Below are 17,862 nucleotides of genomic sequence, written 5' to 3'. Positions count from 1 at the left end.
ATTAAAACTTTATAAAAGAGAGTGGCTACACTAATTTGGGTGGAACCGCGGGTTATTAAGGTATCAACTATATTAAAACAATATAGTAAAATAAATTAACTCGTCCCAAGATAATGATAAATGTAATTAATACATTTATTTATTGTCTTGGGGCGTTTTTATGTATTAAATAAGGAGAGATTATATGGTTAAAGATATGGAAACAATTGTATCATTAGCGAAACACAGAGGATTTGTATTTCCTGGTAGTGATATTTATGGTGGATTATCAAATACATGGGATTATGGCCCATTAGGTGTTGAATTAAAAAATAACGTAAAAAAAGCATGGTGGCAGAAGTTCATAACTCAATCACCATTTAATGTTGGTATTGATGCTGCAATTTTAATGAATCCTAAAACTTGGGAAGCTTCAGGTCACTTAGGTAACTTTAATGATCCTATGATTGACAATAAAGATAGTAAGATTCGTTATCGTGCAGATAAATTAATTGAAGATTACATGCAAAAAGAAAAAGGCGACGAAAACTTTATCGCTGATGGTTTGAGTTTCGATGAAATGAAACGTATTATTGATGATGAAGGTATTGTGTGTCCAGTAAGTGGAACTGCTAATTGGACAGATATTCGTCAATTTAATCTTATGTTTAAAACATTCCAAGGTGTTACGGAAGATTCTACAAATGAAATTTTCTTAAGACCAGAAACTGCACAAGGTATTTTTGTGAATTACAAAAACGTGCAACGTTCTATGCGTAAAAAATTACCATTTGGTATTGGTCAAATTGGTAAGTCTTTCCGTAATGAAATTACACCAGGAAACTTCATCTTCAGAACTAGAGAATTCGAACAAATGGAATTGGAATTCTTCTGTAAACCTGGCGAAGAAATTGAATGGCAAAATTATTGGAAAACATTTGCTAGTCAATGGTTAAAAGATTTAAATATCAATGAAGAAAACATGAGATTACGTGACCATGACGAAGAAGAGTTATCTCATTACTCTAATGCTACGACAGATATCGAATATCGCTTCCCATTTGGTTGGGGTGAATTATGGGGTATCGCAAGCCGTACTGACTTTGACTTGAAAAAACATAGTGAACATTCAGGTGAAGACTTTAAATATCACGACCCTGAAACAAACGAAAAGTATGTTCCATACTGTATTGAACCATCTCTTGGTGCTGATCGTGTTACATTAGCATTCTTATGTGATGCATATGAAGAAGAAGGTGTTGAAGGAAGCAAAGATGCACGTACAGTGATGCATTTCCACCCTGCTCTAGCACCTTATAAAGCGGCTGTTTTACCATTAAGTAAAAAATTATCTGAAGAAGCTATTAAGATTTTCGAACAATTAAGTTCTAAATTTGCAATTGATTTTGACGAGTCTCAATCAATTGGTAAACGTTACCGTAGACAAGATGAAATTGGTACACCTTATTGTATTACATTTGATTTTGACTCATTAGAAGATAATCAAGTTACAGTACGTGACCGTGATTCAATGGAACAAGTGCGTATGCCTATTTCAGAGTTAGAAACATTTTTAGCTGAAAAAGTGGCATTCTAATAAAATGTGAATAATTAGTACTAACCCCACCTCAAATTTCTTTGTGGTGGGGTTTTAAGTGTGTGTATTGTTGGATATTAATATTCTATACGTTTAAGTTGGTTAATTAGCTTTTGACCTTTAAAGTACATGCCTGCATATTCTTTATAAATTAATAATATTAATTCTGACATTTCATCTAATATTTCTTGGCTAATGTTAAATTGATTCATTTTATCAATTGGTAATTTTTGTAAAACATCTAATAAGTATAACGTTTTGTTAGATATTCGAAAGGCATGTGGGTCTTTGTGTAATTCTGATTCAAGAATAGTTCCATCATATACAAAACTATACGCAACTAATTTTGATTGATCAAAGCTATTTGAAATAGCTGAGTGATTAAAAAATGCTGTAAACCCAAAACGATTCATACATTTTAAAAGAACTATAATTGACATTAATTGAGCTGAATCACCATTTGAAATCTTTTCGAGTACGAAGTGTAAAAGTTGGTAATGGAACGGTGAAATGTCATCATCATCCATAGAACGTTCAATTGCCTCTGCACATAACATAGCATAGCTACTATTAAATATATCTAAACGTAAATAATAATATTGATTGATAACATCAACTGAACTTAATGTACCCATACCTTTCCATTTATTATAAATAAATAAGCCATACACAAATAGTTGCGTATGGGCTTGCAAACCTGTTTTTGATTTTTTAGCTCGTCTAACCATTAATGGTATTTTTGCACCATGCTCGTTTAATATTGTAATAATTTTATCAGATTCTCCATAATCTACGGACTTTATGATGATACCTTTTTGTTTTTCGAGCATAGTTTCACGACCTTTCTAAAATCAAATATTTTTAATCTTGATCTTCAATATATCCCATTTGACGAATAAAATTAACTTTATTTCGCCAATCTTTTTGAACTTTTACCCATAGTTCTAAATAAACTTTTGAGCCTAGTAACATTTCAATATCATGTCTTGCTCTTTTACCGACTTCTTTTAGTTTCTTGCCACCTTTACCGATAACAATACCTTTTTGTGAATCTCTCTCAACAAAAATAGTAGCTTCAATTCTAACACGCTCGTCATTTTCTTTAATCATTCTATCTACATTTACGCCTATTGCATGCGGAATTTCTTCACTAGTTAAATGTAAAATTTTCTCACGTATGATTTCACTGACAACAAACTGTTCAGGGTGATCTGAGATTTGATCATCTGGATAGTATTTTGGACCTTCAGGTAAATATGTTTTCAACACATCTATAAAATGGTCAACATTTAGTCCTTCTAAAGCTGATATTGGTACGATTTCAGTAAAATCCATGTATTTTTGATATTGTTCTATTCTTGGCATTAAAGCATCAGGATGAACTAAATCGATTTTATTTAATACTAAGAAAACGGGCGTCTTAACATTCTTTAGCATTTCCATGATATATTCATCGCCACGACCGATTTCTTCATTAACGTTAACCATGAACATGATTGCATCAATTTCAGATAGAGTATTTTTTGCAACACGCATCATATAATCACCTAATTTGTGTTTAGGCTTATGAATACCCGGTGTGTCTAAAAATATGATTTGTGCATCATTTCTAGTCATTACACCTTGGATTTTATTTCGAGTTGTTTGAGCCTTGTCGGACATAATTGCAATTTTATGGCCAATAACTCTATTCATAAATGTAGATTTTCCTACATTCGGTCTTCCTATTATTGATACAAATCCTGACTTATGTTGTGTCATTTATTCTAAATCCTTTCCTGAAAAGCCATGTGGTAATAAATCTCCCACAGTTGACTCAAGTAATTCCCCTTTATGGTTTGTCATATATACCGGCATATCATCATCGCATAATTCTTTAAGTACCTGTCTACAAGTTCCGCAAGGAGAAGACGGTTTTTCAGAATCAACAGTTACTGTTATTGATTCAAAATCTCCAGGTCGATAACCTTCAGAAATTGCGGCCACTAAACTAGAACGTTCAGCACAAATGGTAGCAGGGTAAGCTGCATTTTCAACATTAGCACCATAGAACGTACGGCCGTCTTTGGTCTTTAAATAAGCACCTACTTTAAAGTTGCTGTATGGTACATACGCACGGCTTTGAGCTTCTCTAGCTTCTTGAAAATAATGTGATTGATAAGTCATTTAAACATCCCCTTTATAGTTAGAAAATATGAGGTAAAAATATAACTAATCCAGTTATTAGAGCAAATATTGATACCAACATAACACTAAATGCGGCAATATCTTTAGCCTGTTTAGCAAGTTCGTGATAATCCATTGTAACCAAATCAACTACACATTCAATTGCAGTATTAACTGCTTCTATGGTTAATACTAAAAAGATGGCTAGTAATATAAATAACCACTCTATAGCACTCAATTGATAAATATAACCTAAAATAATTGTTATAAGAGCAACAATGATATGTAGTAAATAATTATGATCTTTTAGAAGAAGCGTTTTTAACCCATCATACGTATGTTTAAAACGTTTAATATGTTTAATCTCTAGTCAATCCATATGCATTTAGTATAGTGTCTTGACGGCCAAACATTTCTTTCTCATCTTCTTCATTCATATGATCATAACCTAATAAATGTAAAAATCCATGAAGCGCTAAAAATCCAAGTTCTCTTTCAAATGAATGCCCGTATGAGTCAGCTTGCTCTTCAGCTACATTAGTGCAGATAATAATATCACCGAGAACTCTAGGCATATCTAGTCCAACAATTTCTGGTTCGTCTTCTTCAAGAGCGAATGAAATAACATCTGTTACTTTATCTTTATCGCGATAAGTTTTATTTATTTCTTGAATTTCATTTTTATCTACGAATGTGACTGAAAGTTCAGCATCCTCGTTAATTTGCTCTTGTTCTTTAGCAAAATTTAGTAAATCTTCAATCTGATGATACCAAGATTCATTTACCAGGTCTGTATGATCATTAAAATCAATTGTAAACATTTAAATGTCTCCTTCATAGCGATCAATTATTTTACTTACTAATGGGTGTCTTACAACATCACTTTGATCTAATTGCATAATATTAATTCCTTTGACACCATGTAATTTTTTGACTGCTTCTTTTAGTCCACTTTTAACACCTTTTGGTAAATCGATTTGAGTTTGATCTCCTGTTACTACCATTTTAGAACCAAACCCAAGTCGTGTTAAGAACATCTTCATTTGAGCATGCGTTGTATTTTGAGCTTCATCTAAAATCACAAACGCATCATCAAGTGTACGACCACGCATATAGGCTAAAGGTGCAATTTCAATAGTACCTCTCTCTATAAATCGAGCTGTTTGTTCTCTTCCTAATACAGTGTTTAATCCGTCATAAAGAGGTCTCAAATAAGGGTCTACTTTTTCTTTTAAATCACCGGGTAAAAATCCAAGAGACTCTCCTGCTTCAACAGCTGGTCTTGTTAATACAATACGTTTTACTGAGCCCTTTCTTAATTGTTTAGCTGCATATACCACTGCTAAAAAAGTTTTGCCAGTACCTGCAGGCCCAATGCCAAAGACTAAGTCATTATTCTTCATTGCATTAACATATAGTCTTTGTCCCATAGTTTTTGCTCTAATAGTTTTTCCATAAGCATCTTTTGTAATTTCTTCATCATATAAATCAATAAGGTGATGTATTGTATCATTTTTAGCCATTTTTATTGCAGCTTCTACATCTTTTAATGTAATTGTGTTACCCATTTCAATTACTTTTAATAAATTTTTAAGAACTAATTCTGACTTTTCTACAGGCTCTATTTTTTGGCCTTTAACTGCTATTTCTTGGCCACGAGCATGTATTTCGACATCAAATGCCTCCTCAATCGCATTAATATGTTCATCATTATTACCAATTAATGCTTGAGAATGGTTAATATCGTCTATTTGAATTATTCCTGGCATACAAGCGCTCCTTTTCACTTAAACAATGTAAAATCTTTTGATTATATTAGTTTCACTTAAGATTCAAAAATTAAACATGATTTGTTAATCTTCAAAAAAGTAAAACTTAATTGTGTTTAGTAAATTAACTTTCATTTAAATTTTACTAAAGTCTGTTAAAGTATACAAATTTAATTGGCTTTGTGTGCTGATTTATTAAATTGTAATATGAGCCTTTTCTTTTTATTTAAATAAAACAACCCGAAAATCATTTAAAAATGAAATTCGGGTTAAATATAATTTTTAATTATAAAATAATAACATTTCTTCAAATTATAATTGTTTAGGTTTATTGAGAATTTCTTGCCATAGAATACCATTTACAACAGGATCATTATCAAACTGAAAACTTTGATGTGTCATATCTTGTTCTATTGCTTTACTATTTAACAATTGTTTTAATCTATAGCGTTTGGTACGTTCAGATAGATTTTTATCATTGATAATAGCTCTTGCTTCATTTTCAATTCTAGAAAGTTGTTTTTCTTTTTCACGGTCGATTTCTGTACGTACGTTATATAAATCGTCTACAAGTTGCTTTTCTAATTCTTTTTGAAGTTTATTCGAGTCTCTATTGCTCTCGCGTGAATTGGCAGATTGACGTGTTTCTCTTTCAACTCTACCACGTTGTCTTGTAGAACGCTCTAATTCCTCTGGTACACTCTCTTTTTCGATTTCTTTTTCAAGTTTTTGATCCTGATAAACACGTTTTGTGTTAGGCTGTTTATCTTTCTTTTGTTTGTTAGATGGTTTATCTTCGTTTGTAAATTCCTTTTCTAACTCACTAAATGCTTCTTCAATTTGCTCAAAAAAACCTTTTTCATGAGTTTCTTTTTTGTCAGAAGTTGACTCTTTTGGCTGAGGGGGTCTTTGATTTTTTCTTTGTTCATGACTCTTATCCCTCATCGCACTAATACCTGTAACAATTATGGATATTATAAAAATTATAATACCAATATTCATCTAATCACCCCTTAAATTTTACTTTGGTGATTCATCTTCATTTTGTTCAGTACGTTTGTTTATCGCATTTCTCATACCAGTGTCAGCCTCTACGTTTTTTAAATTGTAGTAATCTTTGACACCCAAATTGCCTTCACGTAATGCTTCTGCCATCGCAAGTGGAACTTCAGATTCTGCTTCAACCACTTTAGCACGCATTTCTTGAACACGCGCTTTCATTTCTTGTTCAGAAGCTACGGCCATAGCACGACGTTCTTCAGCTTTAGCTTGTGCAATATTCTTATCTGCAAGTGCTTGTTCTGTTTGTAAGTCGGCACCGATATTTTTGCCAATATCTACGTCAGCGATATCAATAGATAAAATTTCGAAGGCTGTACCTGAATCAAGACCTTTACTTAAGACAGTTTTAGAAATGTTATCAGGGTTCTCAAGTACTTGTGTATGATGCTCACTTGAACCAATAGTAGAAACAATACCTTCACCTACACGAGCAATGATTGTTTCTTCTCCGGCACCACCAACTAAACGAGAAATGTTTGCACGTACAGTAATTCTAGCTTTCGCTTTTACTTCTATACCGTTCATTGCAACACCAGTAATAAACGGTGTTTCAATTACTTTAGGGTTTACAGACATTTGAACTGCTTCAAGAACGTCGCGTCCAGCTAAGTCAATAGCTGCACCACGTTCGAATGGTAAGTTAATATCTGCACGTTGAGCAGCAATATTAGCATCGACTACTCTATCTACATTACCCCCCGCTAAGTAATGTGATTCTAATTGATTTGTTGTAAGGTTCAAACCTGCTTTATGTGCTTTAATTAATGGACCAATTACCTTACGTGGTGATACTCGACGTAATCTCATACCTACTAATGTTCCAATACCTACTTTAACTCCAGCAGCAATTGCTGATATCCAAAGTCCTACTGGGACAAATGAGAATAACACTAGTAAAGCAATGACAATGATTACTGCTATAACTATAATGCCTAATCCAAACATTTAACCACTCCTCTATGTATTTTCAATTTCTCTAACAACAACTCTAGATCCTTCTACCTCAAGAATTTTAACTTCTTTATTTCTTAAAATAAAAGCGCCATCTGATACGGCATCTATTCTTTCATTATCAAGCGTTATAATTCCTGCAGGTCTTAAATCTGTCACAGTACGAGCTGTTTGACCAACTAAATGAGAACGATCATCGTGAGATCTATATCCTGCTTCTGAATTAGTAGAATCTTTTAACACAACTTTATCTAAAAATGGAATTTTCCTTTTAAACCATTTCACTAATATCACCCATTCAATAATTGCCAATATTGACGCAATCACAACGTTTAATAGCATCAAGAGAATGTTATCTCCTAACATTATTATGCTAAGTATAATCAGTGATATACCAATAATACCTATGACCGCACCAATGACAAATAATTCAATAATAACGAGTATTGCTCCAACGAAGAATAGCAATACAGAAATCAGATTAACATCACCGTTTATTAAAAAACCGAGAAAGAGAATTAAAAGTGCAAGCATTGCAATAATTCCTGCAAAATTAATACGCTTCGAATACAATTGATATAAAAAGCCTAAAAAAATGATACATGTTAATATAAGTGATATTAATGGACTCGTTACGAACTGGGATAGATTATTAAATAAATTATTAGTGGTTAAAATGGAATTGATAATTGTATGTATTGCATTGAAATAGTTCACAATTTCACCTCGCTCTCAATTTCGATTATACATGAATACACTTAGTTATAATAGTGATAGTAGAATCTTTAACATAAAAAAGCTCTCGACTAGTTTAACTAATCGAGAGCATATATATAATTAATATTCTTGTTGAGGGAGTCAACAGAGTTATTAATTATTTGAATTTACGTTTACGTGCAGCTTCTGATTTCTTTTTACGTTTAACACTTGGTTTTTCGTAAAATTCACGTTTACGTACTTCTTGGATAGTACCACTTTTAGATACTGAGCGTTTAAATCTACGTAATGCATCTTCAAGTGATTCATTTTTACGTACTACTGTTTTAGACATCTGTATTTCCCTCCCTCCAAATATCAACGGAACTTTAAAGTCATTGCATAGTAGGATACAACTATGCTTTACTTAGTATAATATATGAATTTATTATGGTCAATTCCAAATTATTATAAATTTTAAAAATTATAATAATACGCCTTCTTCAGATTGGTTCGTAGCGTGTTCTACAATTCTCACGACTTTACCTGTATTAATAGGATAATCAGCTTTAGCGATTTTTACTTTTACAATTTGACCGATTAAAGAGTCATTGCCTTCAAATTGTACTTTCATATAGTTGTCAGCATACCCCACCAATGTTCCTTCTATCTCGCTAGCTTCTTCAGGAATGACTTCTAAAACTTCATCTTCAAATTTAGAGGCATATTCTTTAGCTAATTGATCACTTAATGTGATTAATTTATGCACACGTTCATTTTTGATAGTTTCATCAATTTGATCATCCATACGTGCAGCAGGTGTACCAATTCTAGCTGAATATGGGAAAACATGTAATTCAGAGAATTTGTGTTTAACAATAAAATCATAAGTTTCTTGAAATTCCTCTTCCGTTTCACCTGGAAATCCAACTATAACATCGCTTGTAACAGCTAAATTTGGTAATGCATCATGTAATTTCATGATTCTTTCTGAAAAATGTTCCATAGTATATTTACGTCTCATTCGTTTTAAGACAGTATCTGAACCTGATTGTAATGGAACATGTAAATGTCTAACAACTTTATTTGAACGTTTTAGAACTTCAATGACCTCATCTGTTAATTGACTGGCTTCAATAGAAGAAATTCTAATTCGTTCAAGTCCATCAATTTCTTCTAAATCACGGAGTAACTGTGCCAAATTATAATCTTTTAAATCTTGACCATAGCCACCGGTATGAATACCAGTTAAAACAATTTCTTTATAACCAGCGTTAACTAATTGAGTAGCTTGTTCAACCACTTTTTCTGGATCACGTGAACGCATTAATCCACGCGCCCATGGTATGATACAAAATGTACAGAAATTATTACACCCTTCTTGGATCTTTAGTGAAGCTCTTGTTCTATCAGTAAAATATGGTACATCTAATTCTTCATATGTACGATTTTTCATGATATTTCCAACACCATTGATTGGTTGACGTTCTTCTCTGAATTGTTGGATATAGTCTAATAGTTTATGTCTATCCTGTGTACCCACCACTACATCTACGCCAGGAATTTCCATGATTTCTGCAGAAGATGTCTGAGCATAACACCCTGTCACACATACCACTGCGTCTGGATTTTGTCGAATTGCTCTTCTAATTATTTGTCTACTTTTTTTATCTCCAGTATTTGTTACTGTACAAGTGTTGATTACGAAGACGTCTGCATTAGTTTCAAAATCAACTCTGTCATAATCAGCGTCTTTAAATAATTGCCAAATTGCTTCAGTTTCATAATGGTTTACTTTGCAACCTAATGTGTGAAACGCAACTGTTGACATAATATTCACCCCATTAATTCATTTTCATAACTGATAGCACTTAAAGCGTAAAGTGGCGCCGTTTCTGCCCGTAAAATTCGAGGTCCTAAACCAACATTGAAACTCGTTTCATTTAATAAAGTGATTTCATTTTCTGAAAAGCCGCCTTCAGGACCAAATATTAATAAAATACGATCGTTAGTTTTAAACTTTTTCAAGGTTTCTTTAAAAAGACTAACTTCACCACGTTTTGCTTCATCTTCGTATGCTAACAAGATATAGTCATAATGATTAATAGTATCATAAATCTCATTTAAATTCGACTTAAAAATTATATTAGGAATAATTAAGCGATAGCTTTGTTCAGCAGCCTCTTTAATAATCTTTTGCCAACGTTCTAATTTTTTTTGAACTTTATTTGAGGTAAGCTTTACTATAGATCTGTCCATTTCTACAGCTATAAAACTATCAGCACCTAATTCAGTAGCTTTTTGAATTAGCCATTCATATTTATCGGCTTTAATTAATCCACTACATATAGTAACTTGTACTGGTAACTCTGAATTGATATCAATCTGCTCTATTAGTTTAATTTCAATTGACTCATTTTCAATAGTAATAATTTCCGATTTAAAAACTATTTTATCTTTAAATGTTATAATAATCTGATTACCAATTGTATTTCTCATCACATTAATAATATGATGTATATCTTCTTTATTTGTTATAAAAAAACGCTGACTTTCATCAGCGTTTTGATTGATAAAGTATCTTTGCAAATTATTCACTCACTTTCTGACCTACAATACATACCCAACCATTGTCATGATTTACTGATTTAATATCAAATCCAACATTTTCTATTTGATTTAATATGTGTTTATGTTTTTCCTCTATAATACCTGATGTTATAAAATAACCATCTTTATTTAGAGTATTATAAGCATCTTCAATCATATCTTCAATAATATGAGCTAAAATATTTGCAATAACAATATCAAATTTTTCAGTTTCATTCTTTAATAAGTTTCCTGGTACAGCTTCAATTGCATCTTCACAATGATTTTTAGCAAAATTTTCTTTAGCAACGTTAACAGCCAATTCATCAATATCCAAAGCTTTAATTCTTTTAACTCCAAGTAAATGACTGGCAATACTTAATATACCAGAACCTGTTCCAACATCAATAACGGAATTGTCAGGATCAACGTAGGTCTCAATTGCATTTAGACACATACTTGTTGTTGGATGATCTCCAGTTCCAAATGCCATACCTGGGTCTAATTCAATACACTTTTCAGAATCATCTTCTTTAGTGTATTGTTCCCAACTTGGCACAATTGTGAATTTTTCCGAGGCTCTAAAGGGATGAAAATAATTTTTCCACTCGTTCTCCCAATCTACTTCAGCTATAGTTTGCTCAGAAAAATCTAAAACAGTTGAATCAATATTTTCAAGGTTAGTAACAGCTGCCTTAATTTTATTTCTTAAAGAATCATCAAACTTTAATTCGTTGAAATAAGCTTTTAATCGGACACCTTTTTCAGGATAATCTTCTTGTTTCAGTTCATAAATTTCACCGAATTTATCGGCAGGTTGATTAATTAAATCATTAGAATCTTCAATTACAACACCATTTGATCCATAATTTTCTAATATATCAGTAACTAAAGGTTCAACTTCATGGTTTACAACAATCGAAAGTTCTGTCCAGTTCATTCGCTTATTCTCCTTTAAAGAATTTGCGTGCTCTATCTTTAAAATTAGATGGTTGTTCTTCAATCGATTCACCATTTAATTCAGCAAACTCTCTCATTATTTCTTTTTGTCTATCTGTTAGTTTTGTAGGTGTAACTACTTTAATATTAATAAATAAATCACCATGACCATATCCATGAACATTTTTGACACCTTTATCTTTTAATCTGAACTGTTTACCAGTTTGAGTGCCAGAAGGAATTGTCAACATAACATTACCATTAAGTGTTGGAACTTTTATTTCATCCCCAAGAGAAGCTTGGGGGAAACTAACATCTAAATTGTAATAAAGATCGTCTCCATCACGTTCAAATTTATCAGATGGTTTGACCCTAAATACTACATACAAGTCGCCGTGTGGTCCGCCATTTTCTCCTGGTGTTCCTTCGCCAGCAAGTCTAATTTGTTGGTCATTATCTACACCTTCAGGTACAGTTACTTCTAATTTAACTGTTTTATTTTCTGTACCTTTACCATGACATGTTGGGCATGGTTCTTCGAATTCTTGACCAGTTCCATCACATTTTGGACATGTTTGTTGAGTTCTTACACGACCTAAAATTGTATTTTGCTCAACTGACACATGACCTGCCCCATTACAGTAACTACATGTTTTTTTACTTGTACCTGGTTTAGCACCATCGCGATTACAAGTGTGACATGTCACATCTTTACGAATTGAGATTTCTTTTTTAGTTCCAAATACAGCTTCTTCAAATTCTAGTGTCATTGTATATTGTAGATCATCACCTTTTCTAGGTGCATTAGGATCTCTTTGACGTGAGCCACCAAAGAATGAACTGAAGATGTCTTCAAATCCACCTCCGCCAAATCCACTAAAGTCTTGGCCACTAAATCCTTGACCACCAAAACCACCTTGAGGTCCGTCGTGACCAAATTGGTCATAATTTGCTCTTTTATTATCGTCGCTTAGGACTTCGTAAGCTTCTGAAATCTCTTTAAATTTCTCATCTGCACCCTCTTCTTTATTGATATCAGGGTGATATTTTTTTGATAATTTACGATATGCTTTTTTGATTTCATCTTTAGATGCATCTTTACTTACACCTAGGACGTCATAATAGTCTCTTTTAGCCACAATCATCTCTCCTTAACTTAATTATTTACTAGGTTTAAAAGAACGAAGTTATAAAAGAAAAAGTCAAAGCCAATGTTCAATTGACTTTGACTTTTTGGCTTACATTCATAATAGTTTGCTAATTAAAGCATACTTTACAAACGGTTAGCAATTATTTTTTATCTTCATCATTAACTTCTTTAAATTCAGCATCTTCAACATTGCTATCGTTTTGAGTTTGTTGAGTACCTTCTTGGGCTTGTTGCTGAGCTTGTTGATATACTTTTGCAGATAAATCTTGAATTACTTTTTCAAGTTCTTCTTTTTTAGCTTTAATATCTTCGATATCTTGCCCTTCAAGAGCAGATTTTAAAGCATCTTTTTTACTTTCCGCATTAGATTTATCGTCATCACTTATATTGTCGCCAAGGTCAGTAATTGTTTTTTCTACTTGGAATACTAAGCTATCTGCTTCATTTCTTAAATCTACTTCTTCACGACGTTTTTTATCTGCTTCTGCGTTTTCTTCAGCATCTTTAACCATGCGGTCGATTTCTTCATCAGAAAGAGCAGAGCTTGATTGAATAGTAATATTTTGTTCTTTATTAGTACCTAAGTCTTTAGCAGTTACATTAACGATACCATTTTTATCAATATCAAATGTTACTTCGATTTGTGGTACACCACGTGGAGCCGGTGGAATGTCAGTTAATTGGAATCTTCCTAAAGTTTTGTTATCAGATGCCATTGGACGTTCACCTTGCAATACATGAATATCCACTGCTGGTTGGTTGTCAGCTGCAGTTGAATAAACTTGAGATTTTGAAGTTGGGATTGTAGTATTACGTTCGATCAACGTATTCATACGTCCACCCATAATTTCAATACCTAATGATAATGGTGTTACGTCTAATAATACAACATCTTTAACATCACCAGTGATAACGCCACCTTGAATTGCAGCACCCATTGCTACTACTTCGTCTGGGTTTACACCTTTATGAGGATCTTTACCAATTTCTTTTTTAACAGCTTCTTGAACTGCTGGGATACGTGTTGAACCACCTACAAGAATAACTTCGTCAATTTCAGAAGTTGATAAACCAGCGTCTTTTAATGCTTGACGAGTTGGTTCCATAGTTCTTCTAATTAATGAATCAGCTAATTCTTCAAATTTAGAACGAGTAAGGCTAATTTCTAAGTGTAATGGACCACTTTCACCAGCTGAAATAAATGGTAATGAAATTTGAGTTTGTGAAACGCCAGATAAGTCTTTTTTAGCTTTTTCTGCAGCGTCTTTTAAACGTTGTAACGCCATTTTATCTTGAGATAAATCTACGCCATTTTCTTTTTTGAATTCTGACACTAAGTAGTCAATAATTACTTGGTCAAAGTCATCACCACCAAGTTTGTTGTCACCTGCAGTTGATAGTACTTCGAATACACCGTCACCTAATTCAAGAATTGATACGTCAAAAGTACCGCCACCTAAGTCGAATACTAATACTTTTTGATCTTGATCAGTTTTATCTAAACCGTATGCTAATGCAGCTGCAGTAGGTTCGTTGATAATACGTTCAACTTCTAAACCAGCAATTTTACCAGCATCTTTTGTAGCTTGACGTTCAGCATCATTGAAATATGCAGGAACTGTGATAACAGCTTTATCTACTTTGTCACCTAAATAACTTTCAGCAGTGTTTTTAAGGTTTTGTAATACCATAGCTGAAATTTCTTGAGGTGTATAAGATTTACCTTCAATATCTACTTTATAGTCAGTACCCATATGACGTTTTATTGATTGTATAGTGTTTGGGTTAGTGATAGCTTGTCGTTTTGCTACTTCACCGACTTGTGTTTCACCATTTTTGAATGCCACAACTGATGGAGTTGTTCTAGCACCTTCTGGGTTTTGAATTACTTTAGGTTCATCGCCTTCTAAAACAGCTACACATGAATTTGTTGTTCCTAAGTCAATACCGATTACTTTACTCATAATAAAATTCCTCCAATTTTAATATTTAATATATGGTATTTTTCGTCAATTTATTGATTTACTTTTACCATAGATGGTCTCAATACTCTATCTTTTAACTTATAACCTTTTTGTAGTTCTTGAGTAATATCACCAGATTTGAAATCTGGATTATCATCTTGAACGACAGCCTGGTGGAAGTTAGGGTCAAAAGCTTGACCTTCAGATTCGATTTCTTCAAGACCATTATCTTTTAATGCTCTAAGTAAACTTTCGTGTACCATTTGAACACCTTTTTGAAGTGATTTAAACGATTCATCATCACCTTCAATTTGAAGTGCGCGTTCAATATTATCTATCGTTGGTAAAATGTCAGTTAGAACACGCTGAGATTGATAAGTTTTATTAGTTTCATTTTCTTTCTGAATTCGTCTTTTATAATTTTCGAATTCAGCGTATAATCTTAAATATTTCTCTTCATTTTCATTAGCTTTTAATTGTAATTGCTGAATTTCTTCATCTTTAGGATCAACTGCAGTTTCTTCAGAACTTACTTCATTCGAACTGTCGTTAGATGAATTATCACTATCAGAAGTACTACCTTCAAAACTATCAACTGTTGAAGTTTCTTCATTCTTAACTTCTTGTTCTTCAGTATATTCAGAATTACTTTTTACTGATTCATCTTTTTCTGTCATTTTTTACCCTCCAATATAATTACAATTAAAATCACCATATTTGGTTAAGTAATTGAATCACATTTTGATAACGCATCGCTGTAGGTCCAATAACCGCAATTTGACCTTTTAATGAATTGTCGAAGTGATATTGACTCGTTACAATGGATATATCACTAAGACTTTCATCAATTTCTTTTCCTATCTTAACGTTAATATCATTTGATGTAATTGTCTGGAGCAATTCAGTGATTCTCTCAGATTCTAGATATTGTAAAATTGGTTGAATTGATGAAACATTTGATTCATTTAACGCATCAATTAGTTTAACCTTTCCACCTAAGAAAATGCTATTACTTTGTTTGCTAATATGAGAATTTATCATCTTAACAATGTCATTAATAAATTGATTCTCTTCATTTGAGCTAGCAAAAGAATTAATTTTATTCGATAGTTTGGTGCGCATTTCTAAATTATTGTTACTAATAAAATTAGAAATAGCGATTAATCTATCGGGTGATAACCCAAGTGAAGAATTCAAGTGAAAATGTTCAACATGACCAGAATTATAAATAATTACTAAAATCATGATCGAATCATTTGCTTTAATCAAATGAACATTATTAATCATTTCTTCACTATGCTTTGGATGTACAACTAAAGTTGCATAATGAGATTTCATTGACAACTCATTTGCAAAGTAGCTTAATGCTGAAGAAATATCATAGTGATTCTCAATCAATAGTTGATTTAAACGTTGTATTTTATTTTTATTTTGACGAGAGGTTTGTTTTAACAATTGATCGACATAAAGTCTAAACCCTTCTTCGGAAGGTGAACGCCCTGAAGAAGAATGCGTCTTCTCTAAAAAGTTCAAATCTTCAAGTTGCTTCATCTCATTCCTTATTGTTGCAGGACTGACATCTAAATGATGTCTATCAATCAAAGCTTTAGAACCTATAGGTTGTCCTAAATCAACATAATCTTCAACAATTGCATTTAAAATGCTTAATTGTCTTTGTGTAATCATGTTTTCACCTCATTAGCACTCTTTTGTCCTAAGTGCTAATTATAATTTATCAAATTGGTCAAAGTAAGTCAACGTTAAAGCTTTACTTTTTGGATTTTTTATTAATTTAATAAGAAAGCTTCAAACACTTCGTTACCTATAACCTTTCCTCTTTCAGTAAGTGAGATGTTTCCGTCCGTTTCAACCAAAAGTTGTTTTGATTTTAAATGAAATATTGTTTCTCCAAATATGTCATCTAATGATTGACCAAATTTTACCTCGAAACGTTCACGATTGACTCCTTTATTCATTCTCAAGCCTAAAAACATTTCTTCTTCCATCTTTTCGTTCAAGGTTGGACAACTAGAGGTTAAAACAGGTCGGTTTCCATTATTAATAGCATCAATATAGTGGCGAACTGGATTTAAATTTGTATAGCGTTTACCTTCAACATATCCACTTGCACCTGCTCCAAATCCGTAATATTCCTCGTTAAACCAATAAACTTTATTATGATCGGATTCATGATTAGTTTTAGCAAAGTTGGAAATTTCATATTGTTTAAAGTCGGTTTGATTTAATGTTTTCATTAGGTATTGGTACATTTCAGCGCCTAAGTCTTCATTCGGTAATTTCAATTTCCCTTTACGATACATATTATAAAACTGTGTCTTTGGTTCAAGTATTAAACCGTAACTTGAAATATGGTCAATATCCATATTAACTGCTTGGTTTAAACTATCTGCAAAATCATCTATCGTTTGTTCAGGTAAATGGTACATTAAGTCAAGACTTATCGAATTAATACCAGCTTTCCTAGCATTATTTACTGCATTATAGATATCTTGAGTATTATGTGTTCGTCCTAATAATTTTAATAACTCAGGTTTAAACGTTTGCACACCCATTGAAATTCGATTAACACCATACTGTTTAAGTAACTTAACTTTATTTAAAGTAAGTTCATCTGGATTTACTTCAAAACTAAATTCGCCATTTATCGAGAATTTTGAATTTATCGCTTGTAATAAACGTTCTAATTGCATTTCACTTAGTGCAGTTGGCGTGCCTCCTCCAACGTACATGGTCTCTAGTTTTTTTGTTTTACTAAATGACATTTCTTTTATTAAGGCATCAATGTATTCATCTACTGGCTGTTTATCAATATAATATTTATTGAAATCACAATAAGTACAAATTCTCACACAAAAAGGTATGTGTATGTACGCACTTTTAACTTCCAATGTTACACCCCTTTTTAATAACTTAAAAAAGAGATTGAGACTTAGTAATATAAGTTAGTAGCTTCTTTATCAATAATATTCATTATTGTTA

At 32.4% G+C, this 17,862-nt stretch carries 19 protein-coding genes; 1 reads left to right on the top strand and 18 read right to left on the bottom strand.

From position 1 onward, the window contains the following. The first annotated feature begins 184 nt into the window (after positions 1-184). Positions 185-1,576 (top strand): glycine--tRNA ligase, encoded by a 1,392-nt coding sequence (locus tag HMPREF2737_RS05040; RefSeq protein ID WP_011275647.1) that lies wholly within the window; start codon positions 185-187, stop codon positions 1,574-1,576. A 77-nt stretch (positions 1,577-1,653) separates the two neighbouring features. Here HMPREF2737_RS05040 and recO read toward each other — a convergent pair whose 3' ends face one another. The 18 genes from recO to hemW form a co-directional block, all read right to left on the bottom strand. Continuing rightward, positions 1,654-2,406 carry a DNA repair protein RecO gene (gene recO / locus HMPREF2737_RS05035; RefSeq protein ID WP_037550657.1) on the bottom strand — a complete coding sequence of 251 codons (753 nt, stop codon included), beginning with the start codon at positions 2,404-2,406 and terminating at the stop codon, positions 1,654-1,656. 31 nt (positions 2,407-2,437) lie between these two features. After that, positions 2,438-3,337: a GTPase Era gene (gene era / locus HMPREF2737_RS05030; RefSeq protein ID WP_037550658.1), complete on the bottom strand. Its 900-nt coding sequence runs from the start codon at positions 3,335-3,337 to the stop codon at positions 2,438-2,440. Continuing rightward, complete coding sequence (gene cdd, locus HMPREF2737_RS05025) at positions 3,338-3,742, bottom strand: cytidine deaminase (protein WP_011275644.1); 405 nt, start codon at positions 3,740-3,742, stop codon at positions 3,338-3,340. 19 nt (positions 3,743-3,761) lie between these two features. After that, a complete protein-coding gene (locus tag HMPREF2737_RS05020; protein WP_037550660.1) occupies positions 3,762-4,097 on the bottom strand; it encodes a diacylglycerol kinase family protein in 336 nt (111 codons plus the stop codon). 4 nt (positions 4,098-4,101) lie between these two features. After that, complete coding sequence (gene ybeY / locus HMPREF2737_RS05015) at positions 4,102-4,563, bottom strand: rRNA maturation RNase YbeY (protein WP_037550661.1); 462 nt, start codon at positions 4,561-4,563, stop codon at positions 4,102-4,104. Further along, the gene (locus tag HMPREF2737_RS05010; RefSeq protein WP_037550663.1) at positions 4,564-5,511 is read right to left on the bottom strand and encodes a PhoH family protein; all 948 of its coding nucleotides are present in this window, start codon (positions 5,509-5,511) and stop codon (positions 4,564-4,566) included. 312 nt (positions 5,512-5,823) lie between these two features. Further along, on the bottom strand, positions 5,824-6,513 hold the full coding sequence (locus HMPREF2737_RS05005; RefSeq protein ID WP_037550665.1) for a hypothetical protein: 690 nt from the start codon (positions 6,511-6,513) through the stop codon (positions 5,824-5,826). An 18-nt stretch (positions 6,514-6,531) separates the two neighbouring features. Next, entirely contained in the window at positions 6,532-7,518 is a 987-nt protein-coding gene (gene floA / locus HMPREF2737_RS05000) for a flotillin-like protein FloA (RefSeq protein ID WP_037550667.1), read from the bottom strand. Between the two features lie 12 nt (positions 7,519-7,530). Further along, on the bottom strand, positions 7,531-8,202 hold the full coding sequence (locus tag HMPREF2737_RS04995) for an NfeD family protein (protein WP_370741124.1): 672 nt from the start codon (positions 8,200-8,202) through the stop codon (positions 7,531-7,533). A 196-nt stretch (positions 8,203-8,398) separates the two neighbouring features. Beyond that, positions 8,399-8,575 carry a 30S ribosomal protein S21 gene (rpsU, locus tag HMPREF2737_RS04990; RefSeq protein ID WP_000048060.1) on the bottom strand — a complete coding sequence of 59 codons (177 nt, stop codon included), beginning with the start codon at positions 8,573-8,575 and terminating at the stop codon, positions 8,399-8,401. A gap of 129 nt (positions 8,576-8,704) precedes the next feature. Continuing rightward, positions 8,705-10,051 (bottom strand): tRNA (N(6)-L-threonylcarbamoyladenosine(37)-C(2))-methylthiotransferase MtaB, encoded by a 1,347-nt coding sequence (mtaB, locus tag HMPREF2737_RS04985; RefSeq protein WP_037550669.1) that lies wholly within the window; start codon positions 10,049-10,051, stop codon positions 8,705-8,707. 5 nt (positions 10,052-10,056) lie between these two features. After that, on the bottom strand, positions 10,057-10,809 hold the full coding sequence (locus HMPREF2737_RS04980; protein WP_037550671.1) for a 16S rRNA (uracil(1498)-N(3))-methyltransferase: 753 nt from the start codon (positions 10,807-10,809) through the stop codon (positions 10,057-10,059). A gap of 1 nt (position 10,810) precedes the next feature. Then, positions 10,811-11,749, bottom strand: coding sequence for a 50S ribosomal protein L11 methyltransferase (gene prmA / locus HMPREF2737_RS04975; RefSeq protein WP_037550673.1), 939 nt, complete (start codon positions 11,747-11,749; stop codon positions 10,811-10,813). A 4-nt stretch (positions 11,750-11,753) separates the two neighbouring features. Continuing rightward, positions 11,754-12,887 (bottom strand): molecular chaperone DnaJ, encoded by a 1,134-nt coding sequence (dnaJ, locus tag HMPREF2737_RS04970; protein ID WP_037550675.1) that lies wholly within the window; start codon positions 12,885-12,887, stop codon positions 11,754-11,756. 151 nt (positions 12,888-13,038) lie between these two features. Continuing rightward, positions 13,039-14,862: a molecular chaperone DnaK gene (gene dnaK, locus HMPREF2737_RS04965; protein ID WP_037550677.1), complete on the bottom strand. Its 1,824-nt coding sequence runs from the start codon at positions 14,860-14,862 to the stop codon at positions 13,039-13,041. A 50-nt stretch (positions 14,863-14,912) separates the two neighbouring features. Then, positions 14,913-15,539, bottom strand: coding sequence for a nucleotide exchange factor GrpE (gene grpE, locus HMPREF2737_RS04960; protein WP_037550678.1), 627 nt, complete (start codon positions 15,537-15,539; stop codon positions 14,913-14,915). Between the two features lie 31 nt (positions 15,540-15,570). Further along, positions 15,571-16,548, bottom strand: coding sequence for a heat-inducible transcriptional repressor HrcA (gene hrcA / locus HMPREF2737_RS04955; RefSeq protein WP_037550680.1), 978 nt, complete (start codon positions 16,546-16,548; stop codon positions 15,571-15,573). A gap of 101 nt (positions 16,549-16,649) precedes the next feature. Then, positions 16,650-17,771 (bottom strand): radical SAM family heme chaperone HemW, encoded by a 1,122-nt coding sequence (gene hemW / locus HMPREF2737_RS04950; RefSeq protein WP_037550682.1) that lies wholly within the window; start codon positions 17,769-17,771, stop codon positions 16,650-16,652. Positions 17,772-17,862 lie beyond the last annotated feature (91 nt).

This window comes from Staphylococcus sp. HMSC069D12 (assembly GCF_001810405.1).
Classification (GTDB): domain Bacteria; phylum Bacillota; class Bacilli; order Staphylococcales; family Staphylococcaceae; genus Staphylococcus; species Staphylococcus haemolyticus.
Note: the sequence above shows the minus strand (reverse complement) of the source record. Positions and strands in the feature narration are given on the sequence as shown.

Bases quoted from the DNA above. Each gene is read 5' to 3' on its own strand.
- grpE (WP_037550678.1), bottom strand. From the start codon at position 15,539: ATGACAGAAAAAGATGAATCAGTAAAAAGTAATTCTGAATATACTGAA.
- HMPREF2737_RS05010 (WP_037550663.1), bottom strand. From the start codon at position 5,511: ATGCCAGGAATAATTCAAATAGACGATATTAACCATTCTCAAGCATTA.
- floA (WP_037550667.1), bottom strand. From the start codon at position 7,518: ATGTTTGGATTAGGCATTATAGTTATAGCAGTAATCATTGTCATTGCT.
- HMPREF2737_RS05040 (WP_011275647.1), top strand. From the start codon at position 185: ATGGTTAAAGATATGGAAACAATTGTATCATTAGCGAAACACAGAGGA.
- rpsU (WP_000048060.1), bottom strand. From the start codon at position 8,575: ATGTCTAAAACAGTAGTACGTAAAAATGAATCACTTGAAGATGCATTA.
- HMPREF2737_RS05005 (WP_037550665.1), bottom strand. From the start codon at position 6,513: ATGAATATTGGTATTATAATTTTTATAATATCCATAATTGTTACAGGT.
- mtaB (WP_037550669.1), bottom strand. From the start codon at position 10,051: ATGTCAACAGTTGCGTTTCACACATTAGGTTGCAAAGTAAACCATTAT.
- recO (WP_037550657.1), bottom strand. From the start codon at position 2,406: ATGCTCGAAAAACAAAAAGGTATCATCATAAAGTCCGTAGATTATGGA.
- prmA (WP_037550673.1), bottom strand. From the start codon at position 11,749: ATGAACTGGACAGAACTTTCGATTGTTGTAAACCATGAAGTTGAACCT.
- dnaK (WP_037550677.1), bottom strand. From the start codon at position 14,862: ATGAGTAAAGTAATCGGTATTGACTTAGGAACAACAAATTCATGTGTA.
- hrcA (WP_037550680.1), bottom strand. From the start codon at position 16,548: ATGATTACACAAAGACAATTAAGCATTTTAAATGCAATTGTTGAAGAT.
- ybeY (WP_037550661.1), bottom strand. From the start codon at position 4,563: ATGTTTACAATTGATTTTAATGATCATACAGACCTGGTAAATGAATCT.
- cdd (WP_011275644.1), bottom strand. From the start codon at position 3,742: ATGACTTATCAATCACATTATTTTCAAGAAGCTAGAGAAGCTCAAAGC.
- era (WP_037550658.1), bottom strand. From the start codon at position 3,337: ATGACACAACATAAGTCAGGATTTGTATCAATAATAGGAAGACCGAAT.